At 68.5% G+C, this 19,013-nt stretch carries 15 protein-coding genes; 4 read left to right on the forward strand and 11 right to left on the reverse strand.

The window, feature by feature from the left end:
* Positions 1-14 precede the first annotated feature (14 nt).
* From CVH10_RS02205 to CVH10_RS02255, 11 genes are all read right to left on the reverse strand, one after another.
* The gene (locus tag CVH10_RS02205) at positions 15-920 is read right to left on the reverse strand and encodes an urease accessory protein UreD (RefSeq protein WP_106487690.1); all 906 of its coding nucleotides are present in this window, start codon (positions 918-920) and stop codon (positions 15-17) included.
* Positions 921-1,183: 263 nt separating this feature from the next.
* The gene (urtE, locus tag CVH10_RS02210; RefSeq protein WP_106487691.1) at positions 1,184-1,882 is read right to left on the reverse strand and encodes an urea ABC transporter ATP-binding subunit UrtE; all 699 of its coding nucleotides are present in this window, start codon (positions 1,880-1,882) and stop codon (positions 1,184-1,186) included.
* Positions 1,876-2,724, reverse strand: a complete 849-nt coding sequence (gene urtD, locus CVH10_RS02215) for an urea ABC transporter ATP-binding protein UrtD (protein ID WP_106487692.1) — start codon at positions 2,722-2,724, stop codon at positions 1,876-1,878. The genes urtE and urtD overlap by 7 nt, the downstream gene beginning before the upstream one ends.
* Positions 2,721-3,863: an urea ABC transporter permease subunit UrtC gene (urtC, locus tag CVH10_RS02220; protein WP_035595988.1), complete on the reverse strand. Its 1,143-nt coding sequence runs from the start codon at positions 3,861-3,863 to the stop codon at positions 2,721-2,723. Before urtC ends, urtD begins: the two co-directional genes overlap by 4 nt.
* Positions 3,864-3,866: 3 nt before the next feature.
* The gene (gene urtB / locus CVH10_RS02225; RefSeq protein ID WP_106487693.1) at positions 3,867-5,471 is read right to left on the reverse strand and encodes an urea ABC transporter permease subunit UrtB; all 1,605 of its coding nucleotides are present in this window, start codon (positions 5,469-5,471) and stop codon (positions 3,867-3,869) included.
* A 62-nt stretch (positions 5,472-5,533) separates the two neighbouring features.
* Positions 5,534-6,853 carry an urea ABC transporter substrate-binding protein gene (gene urtA, locus CVH10_RS02230; RefSeq protein WP_106487694.1) on the reverse strand — a complete coding sequence of 440 codons (1,320 nt, stop codon included), beginning with the start codon at positions 6,851-6,853 and terminating at the stop codon, positions 5,534-5,536.
* 232 nt (positions 6,854-7,085) lie between these two features.
* Positions 7,086-9,119 (reverse strand): diguanylate cyclase, encoded by a 2,034-nt coding sequence (locus CVH10_RS02235; protein WP_369335707.1) that lies wholly within the window; start codon positions 9,117-9,119, stop codon positions 7,086-7,088.
* A complete protein-coding gene (locus CVH10_RS02240) occupies positions 9,116-11,686 on the reverse strand; it encodes an EAL domain-containing protein (RefSeq protein WP_106487695.1) in 2,571 nt (856 codons plus the stop codon). Before CVH10_RS02240 ends, CVH10_RS02235 begins: the two co-directional genes overlap by 4 nt.
* Positions 11,687-12,065: 379 nt before the next feature.
* Positions 12,066-13,592, reverse strand: coding sequence for a tripartite tricarboxylate transporter permease (locus tag CVH10_RS02245; RefSeq protein WP_035595997.1), 1,527 nt, complete (start codon positions 13,590-13,592; stop codon positions 12,066-12,068).
* Positions 13,592-14,044 (reverse strand): tripartite tricarboxylate transporter TctB family protein, encoded by a 453-nt coding sequence (locus CVH10_RS02250; RefSeq protein WP_035595999.1) that lies wholly within the window; start codon positions 14,042-14,044, stop codon positions 13,592-13,594. The genes CVH10_RS02245 and CVH10_RS02250 overlap by 1 nt, the downstream gene beginning before the upstream one ends.
* A complete protein-coding gene (locus tag CVH10_RS02255; RefSeq protein WP_046080248.1) occupies positions 14,044-15,030 on the reverse strand; it encodes a tripartite tricarboxylate transporter substrate binding protein in 987 nt (328 codons plus the stop codon). Before CVH10_RS02255 ends, CVH10_RS02250 begins: the two co-directional genes overlap by 1 nt.
* Positions 15,031-15,241: 211 nt before the next feature.
* Here CVH10_RS02255 and CVH10_RS02260 point away from each other — a divergent pair, with 211 nt between their 5' ends.
* The 4 genes from CVH10_RS02260 to CVH10_RS02275 are packed head-to-tail and all read left to right on the forward strand — an operon-like array spanning position 15,242 to position 18,967.
* On the forward strand, positions 15,242-15,853 hold the full coding sequence (locus CVH10_RS02260; RefSeq protein ID WP_106487696.1) for a helix-turn-helix domain-containing protein: 612 nt from the start codon (positions 15,242-15,244) through the stop codon (positions 15,851-15,853).
* On the forward strand, positions 15,850-16,509 hold the full coding sequence (locus CVH10_RS02265) for a response regulator transcription factor (protein ID WP_035596006.1): 660 nt from the start codon (positions 15,850-15,852) through the stop codon (positions 16,507-16,509). Before CVH10_RS02260 ends, CVH10_RS02265 begins: the two co-directional genes overlap by 4 nt.
* Positions 16,506-17,879: a sensor histidine kinase gene (locus CVH10_RS02270; RefSeq protein ID WP_106487697.1), complete on the forward strand. Its 1,374-nt coding sequence runs from the start codon at positions 16,506-16,508 to the stop codon at positions 17,877-17,879. Before CVH10_RS02265 ends, CVH10_RS02270 begins: the two co-directional genes overlap by 4 nt.
* Complete coding sequence (locus CVH10_RS02275) at positions 17,879-18,967, forward strand: ABC transporter substrate-binding protein (protein WP_106487698.1); 1,089 nt, start codon at positions 17,879-17,881, stop codon at positions 18,965-18,967. Before CVH10_RS02270 ends, CVH10_RS02275 begins: the two co-directional genes overlap by 1 nt.
* Positions 18,968-19,013: the final 46 nt, after the last annotated feature.

The raw sequence follows: 19,013 nt of genomic DNA on the forward strand, positions 1-19,013 counted from the left end.
CTGGTGTCAGTCCGTCAGGTCAGCCAGATACGCGGCACGCTGGCCGGCCGCCCCGCCAGCCGCGGGCGCAGCACTGCCCAGGCCCGCTGGCACAGCGCCCAGGCGTCGTTGCGTTCATTGGCCAGGTAGCGCAACAGCAGCACCCCCTGGCGCACCGTCACCGCCCATTCCCGGCTTGCCGGCAGCGCCTCGCGCAGCTCGGCGATCGCGCCGGCCTCGTCATCGAGCCCCACCGCCCACAGCGTCGCCTGTACCCCGGCGCCCCCCTGCCCCCAGGCGCCGCGGAAGCGACGATGGGTCGGATCCAGCACCTGGCGTTCGCACCATAGCGGGCGCCCCTCGCGGGTCAGGCGAAAACGCTGCTCGATGGCGCCGGAGACATAGGGCAGCCGGCTTGCCGGCCGGCCCAGGGCCAGCACCTCCCAGCCCAGGCAGCGCGCCCCGCCGGCCAGCTCGATGTCGGTGACCTGGCTGCCCTTCGAGCCGTCGAAGGCAATGGTCTCCTGGGGCAGCCACTCCAGCAGCGCGTCCTCGGCCACGTCGAGCCGGGTGTGCTGATGCCAGCGCACGCCCTGGCTGTCGGCACGGTAGAGCTTGTTGGCCGCCGGCGTGGTGAGCAGCGCCTGGGCCCCGGGCGCGAGCCGGGCCTCGATGGCGAGCTCGTCGCCGCTGACCAGTCCGCCGGGCGGATGCAGCAGATAGACGTGGCAGGCGCCTGGCCGACCCGCTTCGTCGGAGGCCTCCGGATAGAAGGGGCGCTGCACGCGCAGCGGGCCCTGATGGCGGGCCTTGAGCATGCGGGTATGGCCATCGTCGCGGGCATCGAAGGCCAGCGACAGCGACGCCGCCCAGCGTCGCTCGCCGTCGAAGCGGTGGCCCGACTCGGCGGGCGACGGGAGGGCACGCGGAATGGCGGTCATCGACGGGTCCTGTCGGTCAGGTGGCTGATGGCAGACCTTCAGCAAGTGACGTACCAAACTGGTGAATTCACCAATAACTCATTTATAATCAATGCCTTATTTTGGATACAAAACGGCATACAGCCACTTTATGCACCATGGCGAGTCGTTTCAGGCCCTGATCGCGCACCGCTATCGAGCAAGAGAGTTTCGCTTGCACTGATATAAAGCAAGACGCCCGCCTCGGCCGGGCCGGGCGGGCGCAAGTCATCGGACGACAGGCGTCAGACCGTCAGGTGGGTCTTGATCAGTTCGTCGTCGAGCTCATCGATCGCCCCCTCGGCCACCGGCCGCCCGCGATCCATGATCGCGAAGCGGTCGGCATACTTGCGGGCGAAGGGCAGCTTCTGCTCGACCAGCAGCACGGTCAGGCCGTCCTCGCGGATCAGCCGGCGGATCACCTCGCCGATCTGGGCGACGATATTGGGCTGGATGCCCTCCCCCGGCTCGTCGAGGATCAGCAGCCTCGGCTCCAGCACCAGGGCACGGCCGATGGCCAGCTGCTGCTGCTGGCCGCCGGAGAGATCGCCGCCGCGCCGGTGGCGCATCTCGGCGAGCACGGGGAACAGCTCGTAGATGCGCTCGGGAATGCGCTTCGCCCCGTCGCCGCGGGCCGCCAGGCCGGTGCGCAGGTTCTCCTCCACGGTCAGCAGCGGGAAGATCTGGCGCCCCTGGGGCACGTAGCCGATGCCGAGCCGCGAGCGATCCTCCACGCGTTTCTTGGTCAACTCCACGTCGTCGGCGTAGCGCAGGCTGCCCGAGGCCACCGCGACTTCGCCCATCACCGCCTTCATCAGGGTGGTCTTGCCCACCCCGTTGCGGCCCATCACGCAGGTGCACTGCCCGGCCGGAATCTCGAGGTCGACGCCCCACAGGGTATGGCTCTCGCCGTAGTACTGATCGAGTGCGCGAATGCTCAGCATCGGGCATCCTCCGTGTTGTCCGACTCGGTGCCGAGATAGACCTCGACCACCTTGGGATCGCTCGACACCTGGTCCATGCTGCCCTCGGCCAGCACGCTGCCCTGATGCAGCACCGTCACGGTGCGCGCGATCGAGCGCACGAAGCCCATGTCGTGCTCGACCACCACCACCGACTGCTTGCCGGCCAGGCCGATGAGCAGCTCGGCGGTGCGCTCCATTTCCTGTTCGGTCATCCCCGCCACCGGCTCGTCGACCAGCAGCAGCCGCGGCCGCTGCATCAGCAGCATGCCGATCTCCAGCCACTGCTTCTGGCCGTGAGAGAGAATGCCGGCCGGCCGATCGCGGTGCGCGGTCAGGCCGATGGTGACCAGCACCTCGTCGATGCGGTCCCGCGCCTCGCCGGAGAGCCGGGCGGTCAGCGTCGGCCAGATGCGCTTGTCGGCAGCCATGGCGAGCTCGAGATTCTCGAACACCGTCAGCGCCTCGAAGACGGTCGGCTTCTGGAACTTGCGGCCGATGCCGAGGCTCGCGATCTGCGGCTCGTTCATGGTCAGCAGGTCGTGGCGGCTGCCGAACCACACCGAGCCGTGATCGGGCCGGGTCTTGCCGGTGATGATGTCCATCATGGTGGTCTTGCCGGCGCCGTTGGGGCCGATGATGCAGCGCAGCTCGCCGTCGTCGATGGTCAGGTTCAGGTCATTGATGGCGCGGAAGCCGTCGAAGCTGACGCTGACGTCCTCCAGATACAGGATGGGGCCGTGGCGCACGTCCACCGGCGAGCGCGCCGGCGCCATGAAATCGAAGACGCGATCGCGACTGGCCATCTCCTTGAGCAGGTTCATGAGCTCGCTCCTTGCGCGGGTGTCTCGGAGGCGACGTCGTCGCGGCGGCGGCGCAGCGACGCCAGCAGGCCGGCCACGCCCTTCGGCAGCAGCACCGTGACCACCACGAAGAGCCCGCCGAGGGCGAACAGCCAGGCCTCCGGCATCACCCCGGTGAACACGGTCTTGGCGTAGTTGACCACCAGCGCCCCGATCACCGCGCCGTAGAGGGTACCGCGGCCGCCGAGCGCCACCCACAGCACCACCTCGATGGAGAAGATGGGCGAGAACTCGCCGGGGTTGATGATGCCGACCTGGGGCACGTAGAGGGCGCCGGCCACGCCGGCGAGCATCGCCGAGACCACGAACACGAACAGCTGCACGCGCTCGACGCGATAGCCGAGAAAGCGCGTGCGCGCCTCGGCGTCGCGGCAGGCCACGCTGACGCGGCCCAGCTTGCTGGCGACAATGGCCCGGCACAGCACGTAGCCCAGCGCCAGCGCCAGCCCCGAGGCCAGGAACAGCCCCAGTCGCGTGGCGTCGCTGCGCAGGTCGAAGCCGAGCAGCTCCTTGAAGTCGGTCAGGCCGTTGTTGCCGCCGAAGCCCATCTCGTTGCGGAAGAAGGCCAGCATCAGGGCGAAGGTCAGCGCCTGGGTGATGATCGACAGATAGACCCCGGTGACCCGGGAGCGGAACGCCAGGAAGCCGAACACCAGTGCCAGCAGCCCCGGCGCCAGTAGCACCATCAAAAAGGCGAACCAGGCCATGTCGAAGCCTTGCCAGTACCAGGGCAGGCTGTCCCAGTCGAGAAACACCATGAAATCCGGCAGCACCGGGTCGCCATAGACGCCCCGGTCGCCGATCTGGCGCATCAGGTACATGCCCATGGCGTAGCCGCCCAGGGCGAAGAAGGCGCCGTGGCCGAGGCTCAGGATGCCGAGATAGCCCCACACCAGGTCCAGCGCCACCGCCAGCAGCGCGAAGCTCAGGTACTTGCCGAGCAGGGTCACGGTATAGGTCGAGACGTGCAGCGGATGCCCCGCCGGCACGATCAGGTTGAGCAGCGTGACGACCGCCAGTGCGGCCAGCAGCACGCCGAGAAAGAGTTGCGTCGACCGCTCGCGCAGCGGCCGCGACAGCCAGGATCTCGAAGCCAGCATGGATCAGCCCTCCGCCGCACGGCCCTTCTGCGGAAAGAGTCCGCGGGGGCGTTTCTGAATGAACAGGATGATGAACACGAGCACCAGGATCTTGGCCAGCACGGCGCCGGCCCAGGGCTCGAGCACCTGGTTGATGACGCCCAGCGACAGCCCGGCCACCAGGGTGCCCCACAGGTTCCCCACGCCGCCGAACACCACCACCATGAACGAATCGATGATGTAGTTCTGGCCGAGGTTGGGGCCCACGTTGGTCAGCTGCGACAGCGCCACGCCAGCAAGACCCGCCACGCCGGAGCCCAGCGCGAAGGTCAGGATGTCGACCCGGGTCGCGCGGATGCCCATCGAGCGCGCCATGGCACGGTTCTGGGTCACGGCGCGCACCTCCAGGCCCAGCCGGGTGCGGCGCATCACCAGCATCAGCCCGGCGAACACCAGCAGCGCGAAGCCCAGCACGAACAGGCGATTGAGGGTCAGCGACAGGCCCTCGTTGATCATCAGCGAGCCGCTCATCCACTCCGGCGACACCACCGTGCGGTTGAGCGGCGAGATCAGGGTGCGCACCAGCTGCTGGAGGATCAGGCTGACGCCGAAGGTGGCCAGCAGGGTCTCCAGCGGCCGGCCCTTGAGGAACTGGATGACGCTGCGCTCGATGACGATGCCGGCCAGCGCCGCGACCAGGAAGCTCGCGGGAATCGACAGCAGCAGCGCCAGCCCCGGCTGGCCCGGCAGCAGCTGCTGCATGCCCCAGGTGGTGTAGGCGCCGAGCATGATCAGCTCGCCGTGGGCCATGTTGATCACGCCCATCACGCCGAAGGTGATGGCCAGGCCGATCGCCGCCAGCACCAGCACCGAGCCGAGCGACAGGCCGAAATACAGCGTCTGGATGCCGTCGTTCAGCTTCTGCTTCTGCTCGATGCCGGCCAGGGCCTCGGTGGCGGCCTCGGACAGCGCCGTGTCATCGCTGCGAGCGGCGGCGCTGAGCGCCGAGCGCACGGAGGCATTGAGACTGCCGGACAGCGCCTCCACCGCCTCGACGTCACCCTGCTCCAGGCGCTGGATGGCGATGGCCTGGGTCAGCAGCCGGCGCACCTCGTCGTCGGATTCGCCCTCCACCAGGGCGTTCAGCGGCTCGACCATCGCGGGCTCGACACGGCCCAGCAGGTTCCGGGCCGCCTCGCGGCGCGCCGAGACCGCCGGTGCCCGCAGGTCGAGCAGCGCCAGGGTGTTCTGCAGCTGGCCGCGCAGCGCATTGTTGATGCCGATGCGATCCAGATCGCGACGCGACATCTCGCCGAGCTCCTCGTCGTTAATGGCATCGCGCACCGGCCAGTGGCGGCCGCGATTGGCGAGCACCACCACGAAGCGGCCGGCGTCTTGCTGGCGCTGCAGCTTGCCGTCGAGCAGCGCCTCGAGCCAGGCGCGGCTCTGCGGATGGCCGCTGTCGGCGATGGCCGTCACGGCCTCGCCCTTGGCGGCGTAGGAATCGGTGTCGAGGGCCTCGAGCAGTGCCCGGCCGTCGTCGTCGGCCGCGGCCAGGCCGGCCGGCGCGGCGAGCGAGACGACGATCAGGCACAGCAGCCCCTGCACGAGGGAGCGAATCGTCCTCATGACCATGTCCTGTCAGTGGGAGAAAGGAAGGCCCGGGCCGCGATCGCGACCCGGGGAGCGGCTTATTCGGCCGAGGCCACCTCGGTGTCGGCACCACCGCCGCAGCGTCCCTCGACGACGTTGTAGTTGCCGCAGCGCATCGGGGCGCGCCAGTCGCTGATCAGGTCGCGCGAGCCCGGCAGATAGTCGGACCAGGCATCGCCGGCCACGGTGGATGGGGTCTCCCAGACGATGGAGAACTGGCCGTTGTCCTGGATCTCGCCGATCAGCACCGGCTTGGTGATGTGATGGTTGGGCATCATGGTGGCGTAGCCGCCGGTCAGGTTGGGCACGGACACGCCGATGATGGCGTCCTTGACCGCGTCGACGTCGGCGGTGCCGGCCTTGCGCACGGCCTCGGTCCACATGTTGAAGCCGATGTAGTGGGCCTCCATCGGGTCGTTGGTGACCGCCATCTCGTCGCCGGTGTAGTCGATCCAGCTATCGATGAAGTCGTAGTTGGTGTCGGTATCGACGCTCATGAAGTAGTTCCAGGCGGCCAGATGGCCGACCAGCGGCGCGGTGTCGATGCCGGAGAGCTCCTGCTCGCCCACCGAGAAGGCCACCACCGGGATGTCCGCGGCATCGATGCCTTGGTTGCCGAGCTCACGGTAGAACGGCACGTTGGCGTCGCCGTTGATGGTCGAGACCACCGCGGTCTTCTTGCCCTGGCTGCCGAAGTCCTTGATGCCGGAAACGATGTTCTGCCAGTCGGAATGCCCGAAGGGGGTGTAGTTGACCATGATGTCGTCGTCGGCGACGCCATGATCCTTGAGATAGGCCTCGAGAATCTTGTTGGTGGTGCGCGGATAGACATAGTCGGTGCCGGCCAGCACCCAGCGCTCCACGCCAACGTCGTTCATCAGGTAATCGACCGCCGGGATCGCCTGCTGGTTGGGCGCCGCGCCGGTGTAGAAGACGTTCTCGGAGGACTCCTCGCCCTCGTACTGGACCGGGTAGAACAGCAGGCCGTCGAGCTCCTCGACCACCGGCAGCACCGACTTGCGCGACACCGAGGTCCAGTTGCCGAAGATCACGTCGACCTCGTCCTGGGCCAGCAGCTGGCGCGCCTTCTCGGCGAACAGCGGCCAGTCGGAGGCCGGGTCGACCACCACCGGCTCGAGCTCGCGGCCGAGCAGGCCGCCCTGCTCGTTCTGCTGCTCGATCAGCATCAGCATGGTGTCCTTGAGAGTCGACTCGCTGATGGCCATGGTGCCGGAGAGCGAGTGCAGGATGCCGACCTTGATGGGGTCTTCCTGCGCCAGGGCCGGTGCCGAGACGGCCAGGCTCAGCAGGCTGGCGGCGAACAGGCGCTTGGGCACGGTGGGCGAATGGGAACTCATGGTGATCTCCTTGTCGATCCAGACGTTGTATTGGCGTTGTTATGGAGGGCGCTGACACACCGCGGTGCACCATGCCCTACCCCCACTTTGCAAGAGCTACGCCACATTCTGGACCAACCGGGATAAAGGTTAATTTTCAATAATTTAAAGAATCTACCTGAGCGCCCACCTCCGCCGAAAGTGCCCTTCTGGTGCAAGGGGTACGCCGCTTACGCGCCACTTTGGTGCCACCTCAGTCCCCGTCCGGCTCGAACCGGGCATGCACGCGATCGCGTCCCGCCTGCTTGGCCGCATAGAGCGCCTGGTCGGCGCGCTTGATGGCCGGCGTCAGCGAGGCCTCGGCCGGATCGATCCGCGCCACGCCCAGCGAGGCGGAATAGGACAGCCACGATGCGCCGGACGAGGCGTCGTCGATCCTCGTCGAGGCCCACACCGGCGTTTCGGCCACCGTGCGGCGCAGCCGCTCGGCCACCACCATGGCCTGCTCGGCGTCGGTGTCGCAGAGCAGGGCGACGAACTCCTCGCCGCCCATGCGGCACAGCACATCGCCTTCGCGCAGCTGCTCGCGGACCGTCTCGGCGAAGGCCTGGAGCACCCGGTCGCCCACGTCGTGACCGTGAACGTCGTTGATGCGCTTGAAATGATCCAGGTCGATGGCCACCAGGCTCAGCGGCATTCCGCCGCGGCGCGCCCTTGCCATCTCCAGGGCGGCCTGCTCCATCAGGTAGCGGCGATTGCCGAGGCCGGTCAGGGGATCGGTCATGGCCTGCTCCTCCAGACGAGCCTCCAGGTCCTTGCGCTCGCGAAGATCGAAGACCGTGGCCCGGGTGTACTGAAAGCCCTCCGCGGTGACCTGGGCAGTCGCCTGGATCGCTACCGGCAGCGTCGTGCCGTCGGCACGCAACAGCTCGCACTCGGCGCTGCCTTCGCCCTCTTCGCCCAGCACGCGGCGAAAGGCCGCCTGGAAGGCACTCCGGGTCTCCGGGCTGACGAAATCGCGATACAGACGACGACCGATGACCTCGTCGGCCCGCAGCCCCAACCAGCCGAGCTCGGTGCGGTTGATCCTGACGATGCGGCCATCGGCGTCCAGGGAGTGATAGCCGCAGGGCGCGTGCTCGTAGAGATCCTGCACCTCGTCGGCGTACTGACGGGCCTCCCCGGCCAGGCGCTGCGCTTCGCGGGAAAAGGCCATGGCCTGGCGACGCAGTTGATGCTGACGCTGCAGGCTGAGCACCCAGAGCACGCCCACGGCCACCGCCAGCAGATAGGTCAGCACGATCACCAGCAGCTGCCAGGGATTGCCCAGCAACAGTGCCGAGAGCGTCGGCCGGGGCACCAGGATGCCGAGTCTCCAGGGCTGGGTGTCCGGCCGCGTCATGATCATGCCCGCCTCGCTGCGGTAATGGTGAGTGCGCATGTCATGGGTGCGGAAACGCAGCAGCTCGTCCTCGAGCGGCAACTCGCCCTGGCTGCGCGACTGAAGACTCCGCCACAGCTCGGGATAGCGCTTGCCCAGACGGTCGCCGAAGCCGATGGCATCCTCCACGCCGGGGAGCAGCCAGCGGCCGCTGGCATCGGCCATGATCGCCCTTACGCCCTCCTCCTCCTCGACGACATGGGGCAGGCGCGAAGTGAGGTAGTGCCAGTCCAGGGTGAACAGCAGCACGCCGAGACGGTGGCCGTCGGCGCCGAACACCGGCGTGGCGATGTCGATCACCGCCGTGGTGCCCGTCTCGGCGCCAGCACGGCTGAGTCCGACCCGGGGCGGCGATACATAGAGATTCCGCGCCGGCTGTCGCATGGCCTCGCGAAAGTAGTCGGCATGGGCGTGGTCGACGCCGGTCGGATGGGGCAACGGGCGAGTGCCGGCCGACATCAGCTCCTCGCCCTCGACACCGATCAGGACGAGGCGACTGTAGCGACCGAAATGGGTCGTCAGGGTATCGAGCAGCGCCGACAGCTGTGCCAGGTTCGTCTGGGTGGAGATCTGGCGATAGATCGCCACGCCGTCATGGACATCGCGCAGGTGGCGTCGCAGCAACGGCAGCTCGGCTACGGCCAGCACCTGGTTGAAACTCTCGTTCATGTCGTGAAGCAGGGTCTCGTACTCGGCGTCGAGCCGAGTGGCCGCGGCATCCCGAGCGCCGTCGAGACGCGTCTGGAGCTGGGCGACGAAGATCGGCGCCAGCGCCGCCGTGACGAGCAGAAGGGGCACGACCGTGGCAATGACCAGGCGCGCCCCGAGCGAGGTCGGTAGCATCATGTCAAAGGAATCGGCGAGTCGACGGCCAGATGATCGGGCAGATTTCCTAACGCAGTGAGCGGCATCGGGCGGGCGAAATAAAAGCCCTGGAGCAGATCGCAGCGGCGGCGCAGCATGTCCTGCCACTGTGCTGCGGTCTCGATGCCCTCGGCGACCACCACCATGTCCATGTGGTGCGCCATGGTGATCACGCCCTGCACGATGGCCGCACTGCGGCGTTCAGTGAGCGTCCTGGCGATGAAGCTGCGATCGAGCTTCACCTTGTGCGTCGGCAGGTCGCAGAGGTAACTGAGACTGGAGAAGCCGGTGCCGAAATCGTCGATTGCCACCCGCACGCCGATGGCCTTGAGACGGTTCATCACATCGACCACCTGGGAGGCACCGTCGAGGAAGACGCTCTCGGTGACCTCGAGCTCCAGCTGCCCGGGAGGCAACCCGGTCTCGTCCAGCACTCGGCAGACCTCGTCGAAGAAGCCGTCGCGGTGGAACTGTAGCGACGAGATGTTCACGGCTAGGGACAGCGGGCGTTCGCGACCGGCATTGAACCCCGCCAGTTCGCGGCAGGCACGGCGCAGCACCCAGCGGCCCAGCGGGATGATCTGGCCGGTCTGCTCCGCCAGCGGGATGAAGTCGCCCGGCGAGACCATGCCGCGCTCGGGATGACGCCAGCGCACCAGGGCCTCGACCCCGCAGACGCGCCCGCTGGGAGCGTCCACCAGCGGCTGATAGTGCAGTTCGAACTGCTCGTCCTGCAGGGCGGCGTGCAGGTCATGGCGCAGCAGCACGCTGTCCCGGGAGCCCGCCATCTCGCGGCCGCGATACCACTGCCAGGTATTGCGCCCCTGGCGCTTGGCCCGCTCCAGCGCCGAATCCGCGTGCTGCAGCAGCTCATGGGGCTGCGAGGCGCCGGCCTCGTTGTCGGCGATGCCGATGCTGGCGCTGACATGAAGACGCTGCCCGTCGACTTCGATGGGCAGCGCCAGCGTCTCGAGGGTGCGCTCGGCCAGCTCGGCGACCGAGTCTCCACCGTCGAGTTCGGTCAACATCACCCCGAACTCGTCGCCCATCAGGCGGGCCACGACCTGCCCTTCGCCCACCAGCCGCCTGAGGCGCTGGGCCACGCGCATCAGCACCTGGTTGCCCAACGGACGCCCCAGCCCCTCGTTGATGCTCTTGAAGCCGTCCATGTTGAGGATCATCACCGCCAGAAACGCGGGTTGCTTCAGGGCCTCGCCCAGGCGATCGACGAAGTCGCCGTGGTTGGGCAGGCCGGTCGTCAGGTCATGGGTGGCCTGATAGGCGATCAGCGAGGCCTGCTCCTTTTCCAGGGTGACATCCCGCAGGCTGCCGATGAAATGCGTGCAGTCGCCGCCGGCATCGAAGACCGGGCTGATGACCAGATGGTTCCAGAACGTCGAGCCGTCCTTGCGGTAGTGACGCAGCGTGACCTCGGTACCGCGACGCTGGCGTATCGCCATGCGCATGGCCTCGACGGCCTCCGTTTCGGTCTCGGGCCCCTGAAGCAGCTCCCAGCTGCGGCCCATCACCTCATCCTGCGCATAGCCGGTCATGGCCTCGAAGGCCGGATTGCTGAACACGATGGGCGTATCGAAGCGCGCCTCGATCATCAGCATACCGGCCGGGCTGGCATCGATGCCGCGCTTGAGCAGGCGCAGCTCGTCGGTCTGTCGCCGCTCTTCGGTGACGTCACGGCAGACGCCATAGACGCTGACGATCTCGCCATCGATGATCACCGGGAACTTGCTTACCTCCAGTCGGCAGGAACGCCCCGACGCATGGACGATGCGAATCTCGTAGGTCAGCGTCTCGCCGGCCCGGGCCCGGTCGAAGTTGGCCTGGGCCGAGGCCCGCCAGGCAGGCTCGACGAAACGACAGAAATGCGTCCCCAGCATCGCCTCCGGCGAGTGGCCGGTAATGCGCTCGACGGCGGGATTGACGCGCTGGAAGCGTCCCTCCAGATCGAAGGCGTAAGCCCCGTGCGGATGATTGTCGAACAGCGCGTGATGCCAGCGGGACAGCGCCTTGTGTTCTCGGCCATCGCGGTCACGTATCAGGGCCAGCGAGATCAGCGCGGCCGCTTGGCGCAGGCGCCGCTCGGCGACCTCGGTGGGCTCCCTGGGCGTGGGGAAATAGGCGTCGAGCACCCCCAGCAGCGTATCGTCGGGGCTGACCACCGGCATCGACCAGCAGGCCCGCACGCCTTCGTCCAGGGCTGCCGCGCGCAGACGCGCCCAGCGCGGATCGAGGGCGATGTCATCCGAGACGATGAAGCGCCCCTCTCGGGCCGCAGCAGCGAAAGACGCCGCCTCGGCATTCAACGGCACCGACCAGCAGCGACGCGCGTAAGCATCGGACAGCCCCTCCCCGATCTCGAGGCTGAGGGTGTCCGACGACGGCTGGTGACGCATGAAGGCCGCAGTGGCGCCGGGCAACACCAGCTCCACCCAACGGGCGATGGCCGACAGAGTGTCGTGCAGCGGCTGCTGCCGAGCGATCCGCTCATGGATGTCCTGCTGCGCCTCCAGCCACGGAAGCTCTCGTTTCATCGGCACGGTCCCCGGTACGTTGCTGGCTGGGCCTGGCGGCACTGTAAGCAAGAAGGATCACGCCTGGCCCCTGCCGGACATCGTCGACATCGACGGGACTGACGATGCCCGCTCCGGATGCGTCAGCCACAAAGGCATCCTGCTCGACAGAGCATATAGCATCTGCCTGGTGCCGACATGGCGCCTCTGACCATGGCCCTTCTATCGGCAAGGGGAGGACGGTCTTGATCGCCGTGTCGTGACGAGTGTGGACACGGGTCGCAGCCGGCATCGGCCCTGGCCGACCGCGCCGCCATGCCTTCCCGCCGGATACGCAACGGGGGCGTCGGCCGGCTGCCGACGCCCCCGTCAGGTGGCGAACGCGTTCAGGCTCACGCCATCAGTCGCCCTCCGGGCCTCCGGTGCCGGTGGCCACCTTCATGCGACGGCGCAGCAGCGGGCCGACGATGTAGGGCAGGATCAGGCCGAGGCCGGCGAACACCCACAGGCCGATGGCCAGGCCGCTGTCCCACAGGATGGTCCAGTCGCCGTCGGCGATGTCCATGGCGTGACGCAGGTTCTTCTCCATCTCCGGCCCCAGCAGCAGGCCGAGGATGATCGGCACCAGCGGAATCTCCAGCTTGCGGAAGACATAGCCGGCCACGCCGAAGGCCACCATGAAGTAGAGGTCGAAGGCGCTGTTGCTGATCGAGTAGATGCCCACGAAGGCCACCATGGTGACGACCGGCAGCAGGTACTTCGGCGGCACCGACAGCAAACGGACGAAGATGCCCACCAGCGGAATGTTCAGCACCAGCAGCAGGAAGTTGCCGATCAGCAGCGCCGCGATCACGCCCCAGACGATATCGGCGTTCTGGGTGAACATCAGCGGCCCGGGGGTGATGTTCAGCGAGATCAGCAGCGCCAGCAACACCGCGGTGGTGCCGCTGCCCGGCACGCCGAGGGTCAGCATCGGCACCAGGGCACCGCTGGAGGCGCCGTTGTTGCCGGCCTCGGGACCGGCCACGCCGCGCGGGTCGCCCTCACCGAAGTAGCCCTTGCTGCCGACCACCTTCTTCTCGAGGGTGTAGCCGATGAAGCTGCCCAGGGAAGCCCCCGCACCGGGAAGCACGCCGGCGATGAAGCCGAGGATGCCGCCGCGGATGCTCGACGGCATGATGCCGCGGATGTCGGCCCACTTCAGCGACAGCTTGTTGACGGTCATCTTTTCCTTGCCGCCGCCGGCCTTGTCCTCGATGAAGAACAGCAGCTCGGAGATGGCGAACAGGCCGACAATGGCGATGATGAAGTCGACGCCCTCGTAGAGCTCCAGCACGCCGAAGGTGTAGCGCTGCACGCCGGTGCTGTCGATGCCCATGGTGGAGATCATCAGGCCCAGGCAGGCCGCCACCACGGTCTTCATCGGGTTCTTGCCGGTAATGCCGCCGAGGGTGGCGAAGGCCAGCAGGAACAGTGCGAAATACTCGGCCGGGCCGAAGGTCAGGGCGAACCTGGCCAGCAGCGGCGCCAGCAGGATCAGGCCCACGGTGGCGATCAGACTGCCCATGAAGGAAGCCACGGCGGAGATCGCCAGCGCCTCGGCAGCCTTGCCCTTCCTGGCCATCGGATAGCCGTCGAGGCAGGTCATCATCGCCGGCTCGTCGCCGGGAATGTTGAGCAGAATCGAGGAGATGCGCCCGCCGTACATGGCCCCGGCATAGACCGAGGTGAGCATGATCAGCGCGGTTTCCGGCGGCAGGCCCAGGGAGAAGGCCAGCGGAATCAGGATCGCCACGCCATTGGCCGGCCCGAGGCCCGGCAGCGCCCCGATCAGGGTGCCGAGGAAGGCCCCCAGCAGGGCGAACATCAGGTTATGCGGCGCCAGGGCGACGCCGAAGCCGTCGATCAGATAACCCAGCGTTTCCATCAGCTCACCTCCAGGAGGGACAGCGGCCCCAGCGGCAGCGCCAGATCGAGGGCAAAGTTGAACACCAGGAACACCACCACCCCGGCCACGCCGCCGGTGACGTAGGCCCGGACCGGAGAGGCGCCCATGCGCCAGCACAGCGTGCCCACCGCCAGCAGGGTGCTGAGGATGAAGCCGAGCGGCTGAAGCAGCGCGGTGTAGGCGATCAGCACCACCACCGCGATCACCAGCTCGATGCCGGTGCGGCTCCACGGCCAGGCGTTATCCGGGTCGGGCCGCACGATCAGATAGAGGCTGGACAGCGCCAGCACCGCGGACAGCAGCAGCGGGAAGGTCTCGGGGCCGACGCCCTCGGCCCCGCCGAACGGCTCGGGAAACTGGCTGGCGCCCCAGCCGTACGCGACGGCCAGGGCGATCAACAGGACCCCGAAGATGCGGTCGTTGAAGGTCATTACTGGATCAGCCCGATATCTTTGGAGAGTTGATTGATGTCGGCGATCTGGTCGGTCACGAACTGCTCGAACTCACCGGCGCTCATGTGGAACGGCATCAGGCCATTGCTGGTCATGACATCCTTCCACTCCTGGCTCTCGTAGATGGTGTCCATGGCATCCATCCAGTACTGCTTGGCCTCGTCGGAGACGTCGGCCGGCATGTAGAAGCCGCGCCAGTTCGGGCCGATGGCGTCGATGCCCTGCTCGCGGGCGGTGGGGATATCGCTGTACTCGCCCGGCAGGCGCTCCTCGGCGAGCACGGCCAGCACTCGCAGGTCACCGGACTCCATGAAGCCCTGGGCCTCGGTGATGTCGCCGGTGAAGGCGTCGACGTGGCCACCGACCACCTGGGTCATGGCTTCGCCACCGTTGTTGTACGACAGGTAGGGAATGCGCGGCAGATTCTCGACGCCGGCTTCCTGGGCGGCGATCAGCACCTTGAGGTGGTCCCAGCCGCCCTTGGCGCTGCCGCCGGCGAACTTGACGCTGCGCGGGTTTTCCTTGAGTGCCTCCATCAGCTCGGGCAGATCGTCGTACTCGGAATCATCGGCCACGGCGATCACGCCGTAGTCGGCGCCCAGCGCGCCCACCCAGTTGACCATGTCGGCGGTCATGCCCGGGAACTGCCCCTGGGCCAGGCGGGTGGTGGTGGCGGTGGAGGCGGCCACCAGCAGCTGCTCGTCGCCGGCACGCTTGCTGACGGTATGGGCGTAGGCCACACCGCCGCCGGCGCCGGCCATGTTGATGGTCTGCACGTTGGCCGGCACCAGGTCCAGCTGTTCCATGACGTTGCCGACGCTGCGGCAGGTGAAGTCCCAGCCGCCACCCGGATCGGCGGGGGCAATGCACTCGACCTTGCCCTGGGGTTCGAAGGCCATGGCGGAACCGGCGCTGACGGTGAAGGCGGCGACGGCGACGAACTTGAGCGGCGTTCTCACGGACATTGTTGTTGTCCCCTCTATGATTTTCGTTGGCGGATCGGGTCGGGCTTGCCGGGCGCTGACACCTGCCTTACAATTCTGTAAGGCAGAACAACGTTCCCTTGAGCGGAAAATTAGGCCGCCCACGCCATGGGGGTCAATGCCGTGGCGTCGAATTGCGACCAAAGTTGCAGGGCGCCGAATGTCCGTCACCGAGATACCGAAAGGAGCCGAGATGGCCCAGGACCGTGTCGAGGCCGTGGAGCGAGCGCTGACCGTGCTCGAGGTCTTCGATTCTTCCCAGGAGGCGTTCGCCCTGGCCGAACTGGCCGAGGCCACCGGCTTCTACAAGAGCACCCTGCTGCGCCTGCTCGGATCGCTGGCCCGCTTCGACTACGTGCAGCGCGGCGAGGACGGCCGCTGGCGACTCGGCGGCAGCCCCATGCGCCTGGCGCGCCGCCACGCGCCCTCGCAGCAGCTGGCCGTGCGCGTCCAGCCCTGGCTCGACCGCCTGGCCGCCGAGACCGGGGAAACCGCGGCCCTGCTGGCGCTGCATCCCGGCGAGGTGGAGTGCCGGCTGGCCGCCCTGCCCGCCACGCCGCTGCGCCACGATCTGCGCCCCGGCAGCCGCTGGCCGACCGAACGCGATACGGATCCGCGCCCCGCCCTGCCCGGCGGCGCCATGACCTGCCTGGCCCTGTCCGTCACGACCGGAGAGGCACCGCTGTGGCTGTCGCTGTCCGGCCCCGCCGGGCGCCTGGCCCCGGAGGCCGCCCACGAGGCCCTGGCCCGGGCGCGCGACGCCCTGAGCGGAAGCCTTGCCGGCGAGAAGGAGACCCCACGATGATGCTGCTGGTGGAAGACGACCGGCTGCTGGCGGAGACGCTGGTGGACGCCCTGTCGCTGGAGGGTCACGGCATCGAGCACCTGGCCGATGGCGAGGCCGCCCGGCAGCGCCTGGATGGCGCCGACCACGGCCTGTCGCTGGTGCTGCTGGACCTCAACCTGCCCGGCTGCGGCGGGCTCGAGGTGCTCGAGACCCTGCGCCGACACGACGCCGACACCCCGGTGCTGATCCTCACCGCCCGGGGCGCGGTGGAAGACCGGGTACGCGGCCTCGATCTCGGCGCCGACGACTACCTGGCCAAGCCCTTCGCCCTGGACGAACTCGAGGCCCGGGTGCGTGCCCTGCTCCGCCGCCGCGAACGCGGCCAGACGCTCCAGGTCGGCCCGCTGGCCTTCGACGCCCCGGCCCAGCGCTTCGCCCTCGACGGCGAGACGCTGTCGCTGCCGCCGCGCGAGCAGCGCCTGCTGGCCTGCCTGATGCGCCACGCCGGCGAGCCGGTCGACAAGGCCCGGCTCGCCGAGGAAGCCTTCCAGGGCGAGACCATGGGCGACAACGCCATCGAGGTCTACGTGCACCGCCTGCGCAAGCGCCTGGCCGGCAGCGCCGTCGCCCTGCGCACCGTGCGCGGCCTGGGGTACCTGCTGGAGGCGGTGTGACGCGGCGCGACAGCCTGTATCGCCGGCTGCTGACCTGGCTGCTGCTGCCGCTGATGGCGCTGGGCGCGCTGATGGTGCTGCAGGCCTGGATCGAGGCGCGCCAGACCGCCGATCGCGCCTTCGATCGACTGCTCGAGGCCGCCACCCTGGCCATCGCCGAGCAGGTCCAGTGGCAGGACGACCGGCTGTGGCTCGATCTGCCTCCCGCGGCACTCGAGATGCTCGCCACCGATGCCGAGGAGCGCGTCTTCTACGCCCTCTACGACGCCGAGGGACGCTTCGTCACCGGCAACGCCGACCTCCCCGGCCCGCCCCGCCGCGACGATGAGAAGGCCGGCACGCTGCACTTCCGCGACCTGGTCTGGCGCGATCTCTCGCTGCGCCAGGGCGTGCGCCGCGCCCGCCTGGAGGACTGGCAGACCCGCGAGCGCTTCGAGGTGCGCGTCGCTCACACCCGGGAGGGCCGCGAACGCCTCGCGGCTGAGCTGCTGCGCACCAACCTGGCCTACATCCTGGGCATGGCGGGGCTCGCTGCGGCGGTCGTGGTGCTGGCCATCCGCGGCGCCCTGACCCCGCTGAGCCGCCTGCGCCACGCCATACGCGCCCGCGACCCGCGCACCCTGACGCCCCTGGCACTGCCGCTGCCGCGCGAACTGGCCGAACTTCGCGAGACGCTCAACGAACTGCTGGCGCGGATGCGCCGGGTGAAAGCCAACCAGGAGCGCTTCATCGGCGACGCCTCGCACCAGTTGCGCACCCCGCTCGCCGGCCTTTCGGCCCGGGCCGAGCTGGCCCTGCGCCAGGACGACCCGCAGCGCTGGCGAGAGGCGCTCGAGGCCATGCAGGCGACCAGCGCCCGCACCTCGCACCTGGCCGTCCAGCTGCTGTCGCTGACCCGCCTCGACAACCCCGAGTACCATCCCGAGCTGGCACCGGTGGCCCTTGACGACCTGGCCCGGCACGCCGTGCGACGCCACTGGAGCGCCTGTCATCGCGACGGCATCGACCTGGGCCTGGAAGCCTCGGAGACCTCGGCGACGGTCGCCGGGCTCGACTGGCAGCTCGAGGAAGCGCTGGCCAATCTGATCGACAACGCGCGCCGCTACGGGGCGACGCACATCACCGTGCGGGTCACCGCCGCGCCGCCCGTGCTCGAGGTCGAGGACGACGGCCCCGGCATCCCCGCCGACCAGCGCCTGCTGATGCTGCGCCCCTTCCATCGCGGCAGCGACGAGCCCGACGGCTCCGGGCTGGGGCTTGCCATCGTCGACGGCATCGCGCGCACCCACGGCGCCCGACTGCGGCTCAATGACGGCCTGGACGGCCAGGGGCTGCGGGTCGGCCTGCACTTTCCGGAGGAGACCACCTGATGCGCCATCGCTGGCCTGTGCTGATAGGACTGTGGTCGCTGCTGTGCCTGGCCCCGCTCGCCGTCGCCGACGAGCGCCTGCACTACCCCGCCACGCCGACGAACGACGGCACCTCGGGCGAGCTGGTGGTCCACGGTGCCCTGGACCTCGTCTACGCCCGCACGCTGTTCGAGGCCTTCCATGCCCGCCATCCGGACATCGCGCTGACCTATCGCAACCTCGATACCCTAGGCCTGCACCGGCGTTTCCTCGAGCATCCCGACGAGGTCGACGTATTGATGTCCTCGGCCATGCCCTGGCAGTACCGGCTGGCCAACGACGGCCATGCCCGCCCGCTGGCTTCGCCGGAGGCCGAGGCCTGGCCTGCCTGGGCGCGCTGGCGGCACGAGCTGTTCGCCTTCACCTTCGAACCGATCGTGATGGTGGTGCGCCGCGAGCTCATCGAGCGCTTCGGCCGTCCGGACAGCCACGCCGAGCTGCTCGCCCTGCTCGAGCGTCATCCCGACGCCATGCGCGGACGCGTGGTCACCTACGACCCGGAGCACAGCGGCGCCGGCTACGGCTATGCCATTCAGGAATCGCGGCTCACGCCGCGCTACTGGGATCTGGTGGCCGCCTTCGGTGCCACGCAGACGGCGCTGGCGACCACCACCGGCGAGATGCTCGAGGGCCTCGACGAGGGTCGCTACTGGCTCGGCTACAACCTGCTGGGCAGCTACGCCCAGGCGGTGGCCGATGCCCATCCGGCGCTGGAGGTGGTGGTGCCCGACGACTATGCGCTGGTCACCCAGCGCCTGGCACTGATCTCGCACCAGTCGCCGCATCCGGACAATGCGCGCCGTTTCATGAATTTCCTGCTCGGCGAGTCGGGCCAGCGAGTGATCGCCGAGGCGACGCCTCTCGGCGCCATGCACCCGGCCCTGAACGGACCGGGCACGGTCACGGCCCTGCAGGCGACACACGGCGAGGCACTGCGCCCGGTATCGCTGGGGCCGGAGCTGCTGGCGACGCTGGACGACCTCAAGCGCCAGGCGCTGCTGGAACGCTGGAAACGGGAGTTCACGCGCGCGAACGCCACACCGCCCTAGCGGGTGGCACGGCGTCGGGCGCAGAAGGAGAAGGCGCGGGAGGAAG

Origin of the sequence: Halomonas sp. ND22Bw, assembly GCF_003011945.1 — a bacterium.
In the GTDB taxonomy this organism is placed as follows: Bacteria; Pseudomonadota; Gammaproteobacteria; order Pseudomonadales; family Halomonadaceae; genus Halomonas; species Halomonas halophila.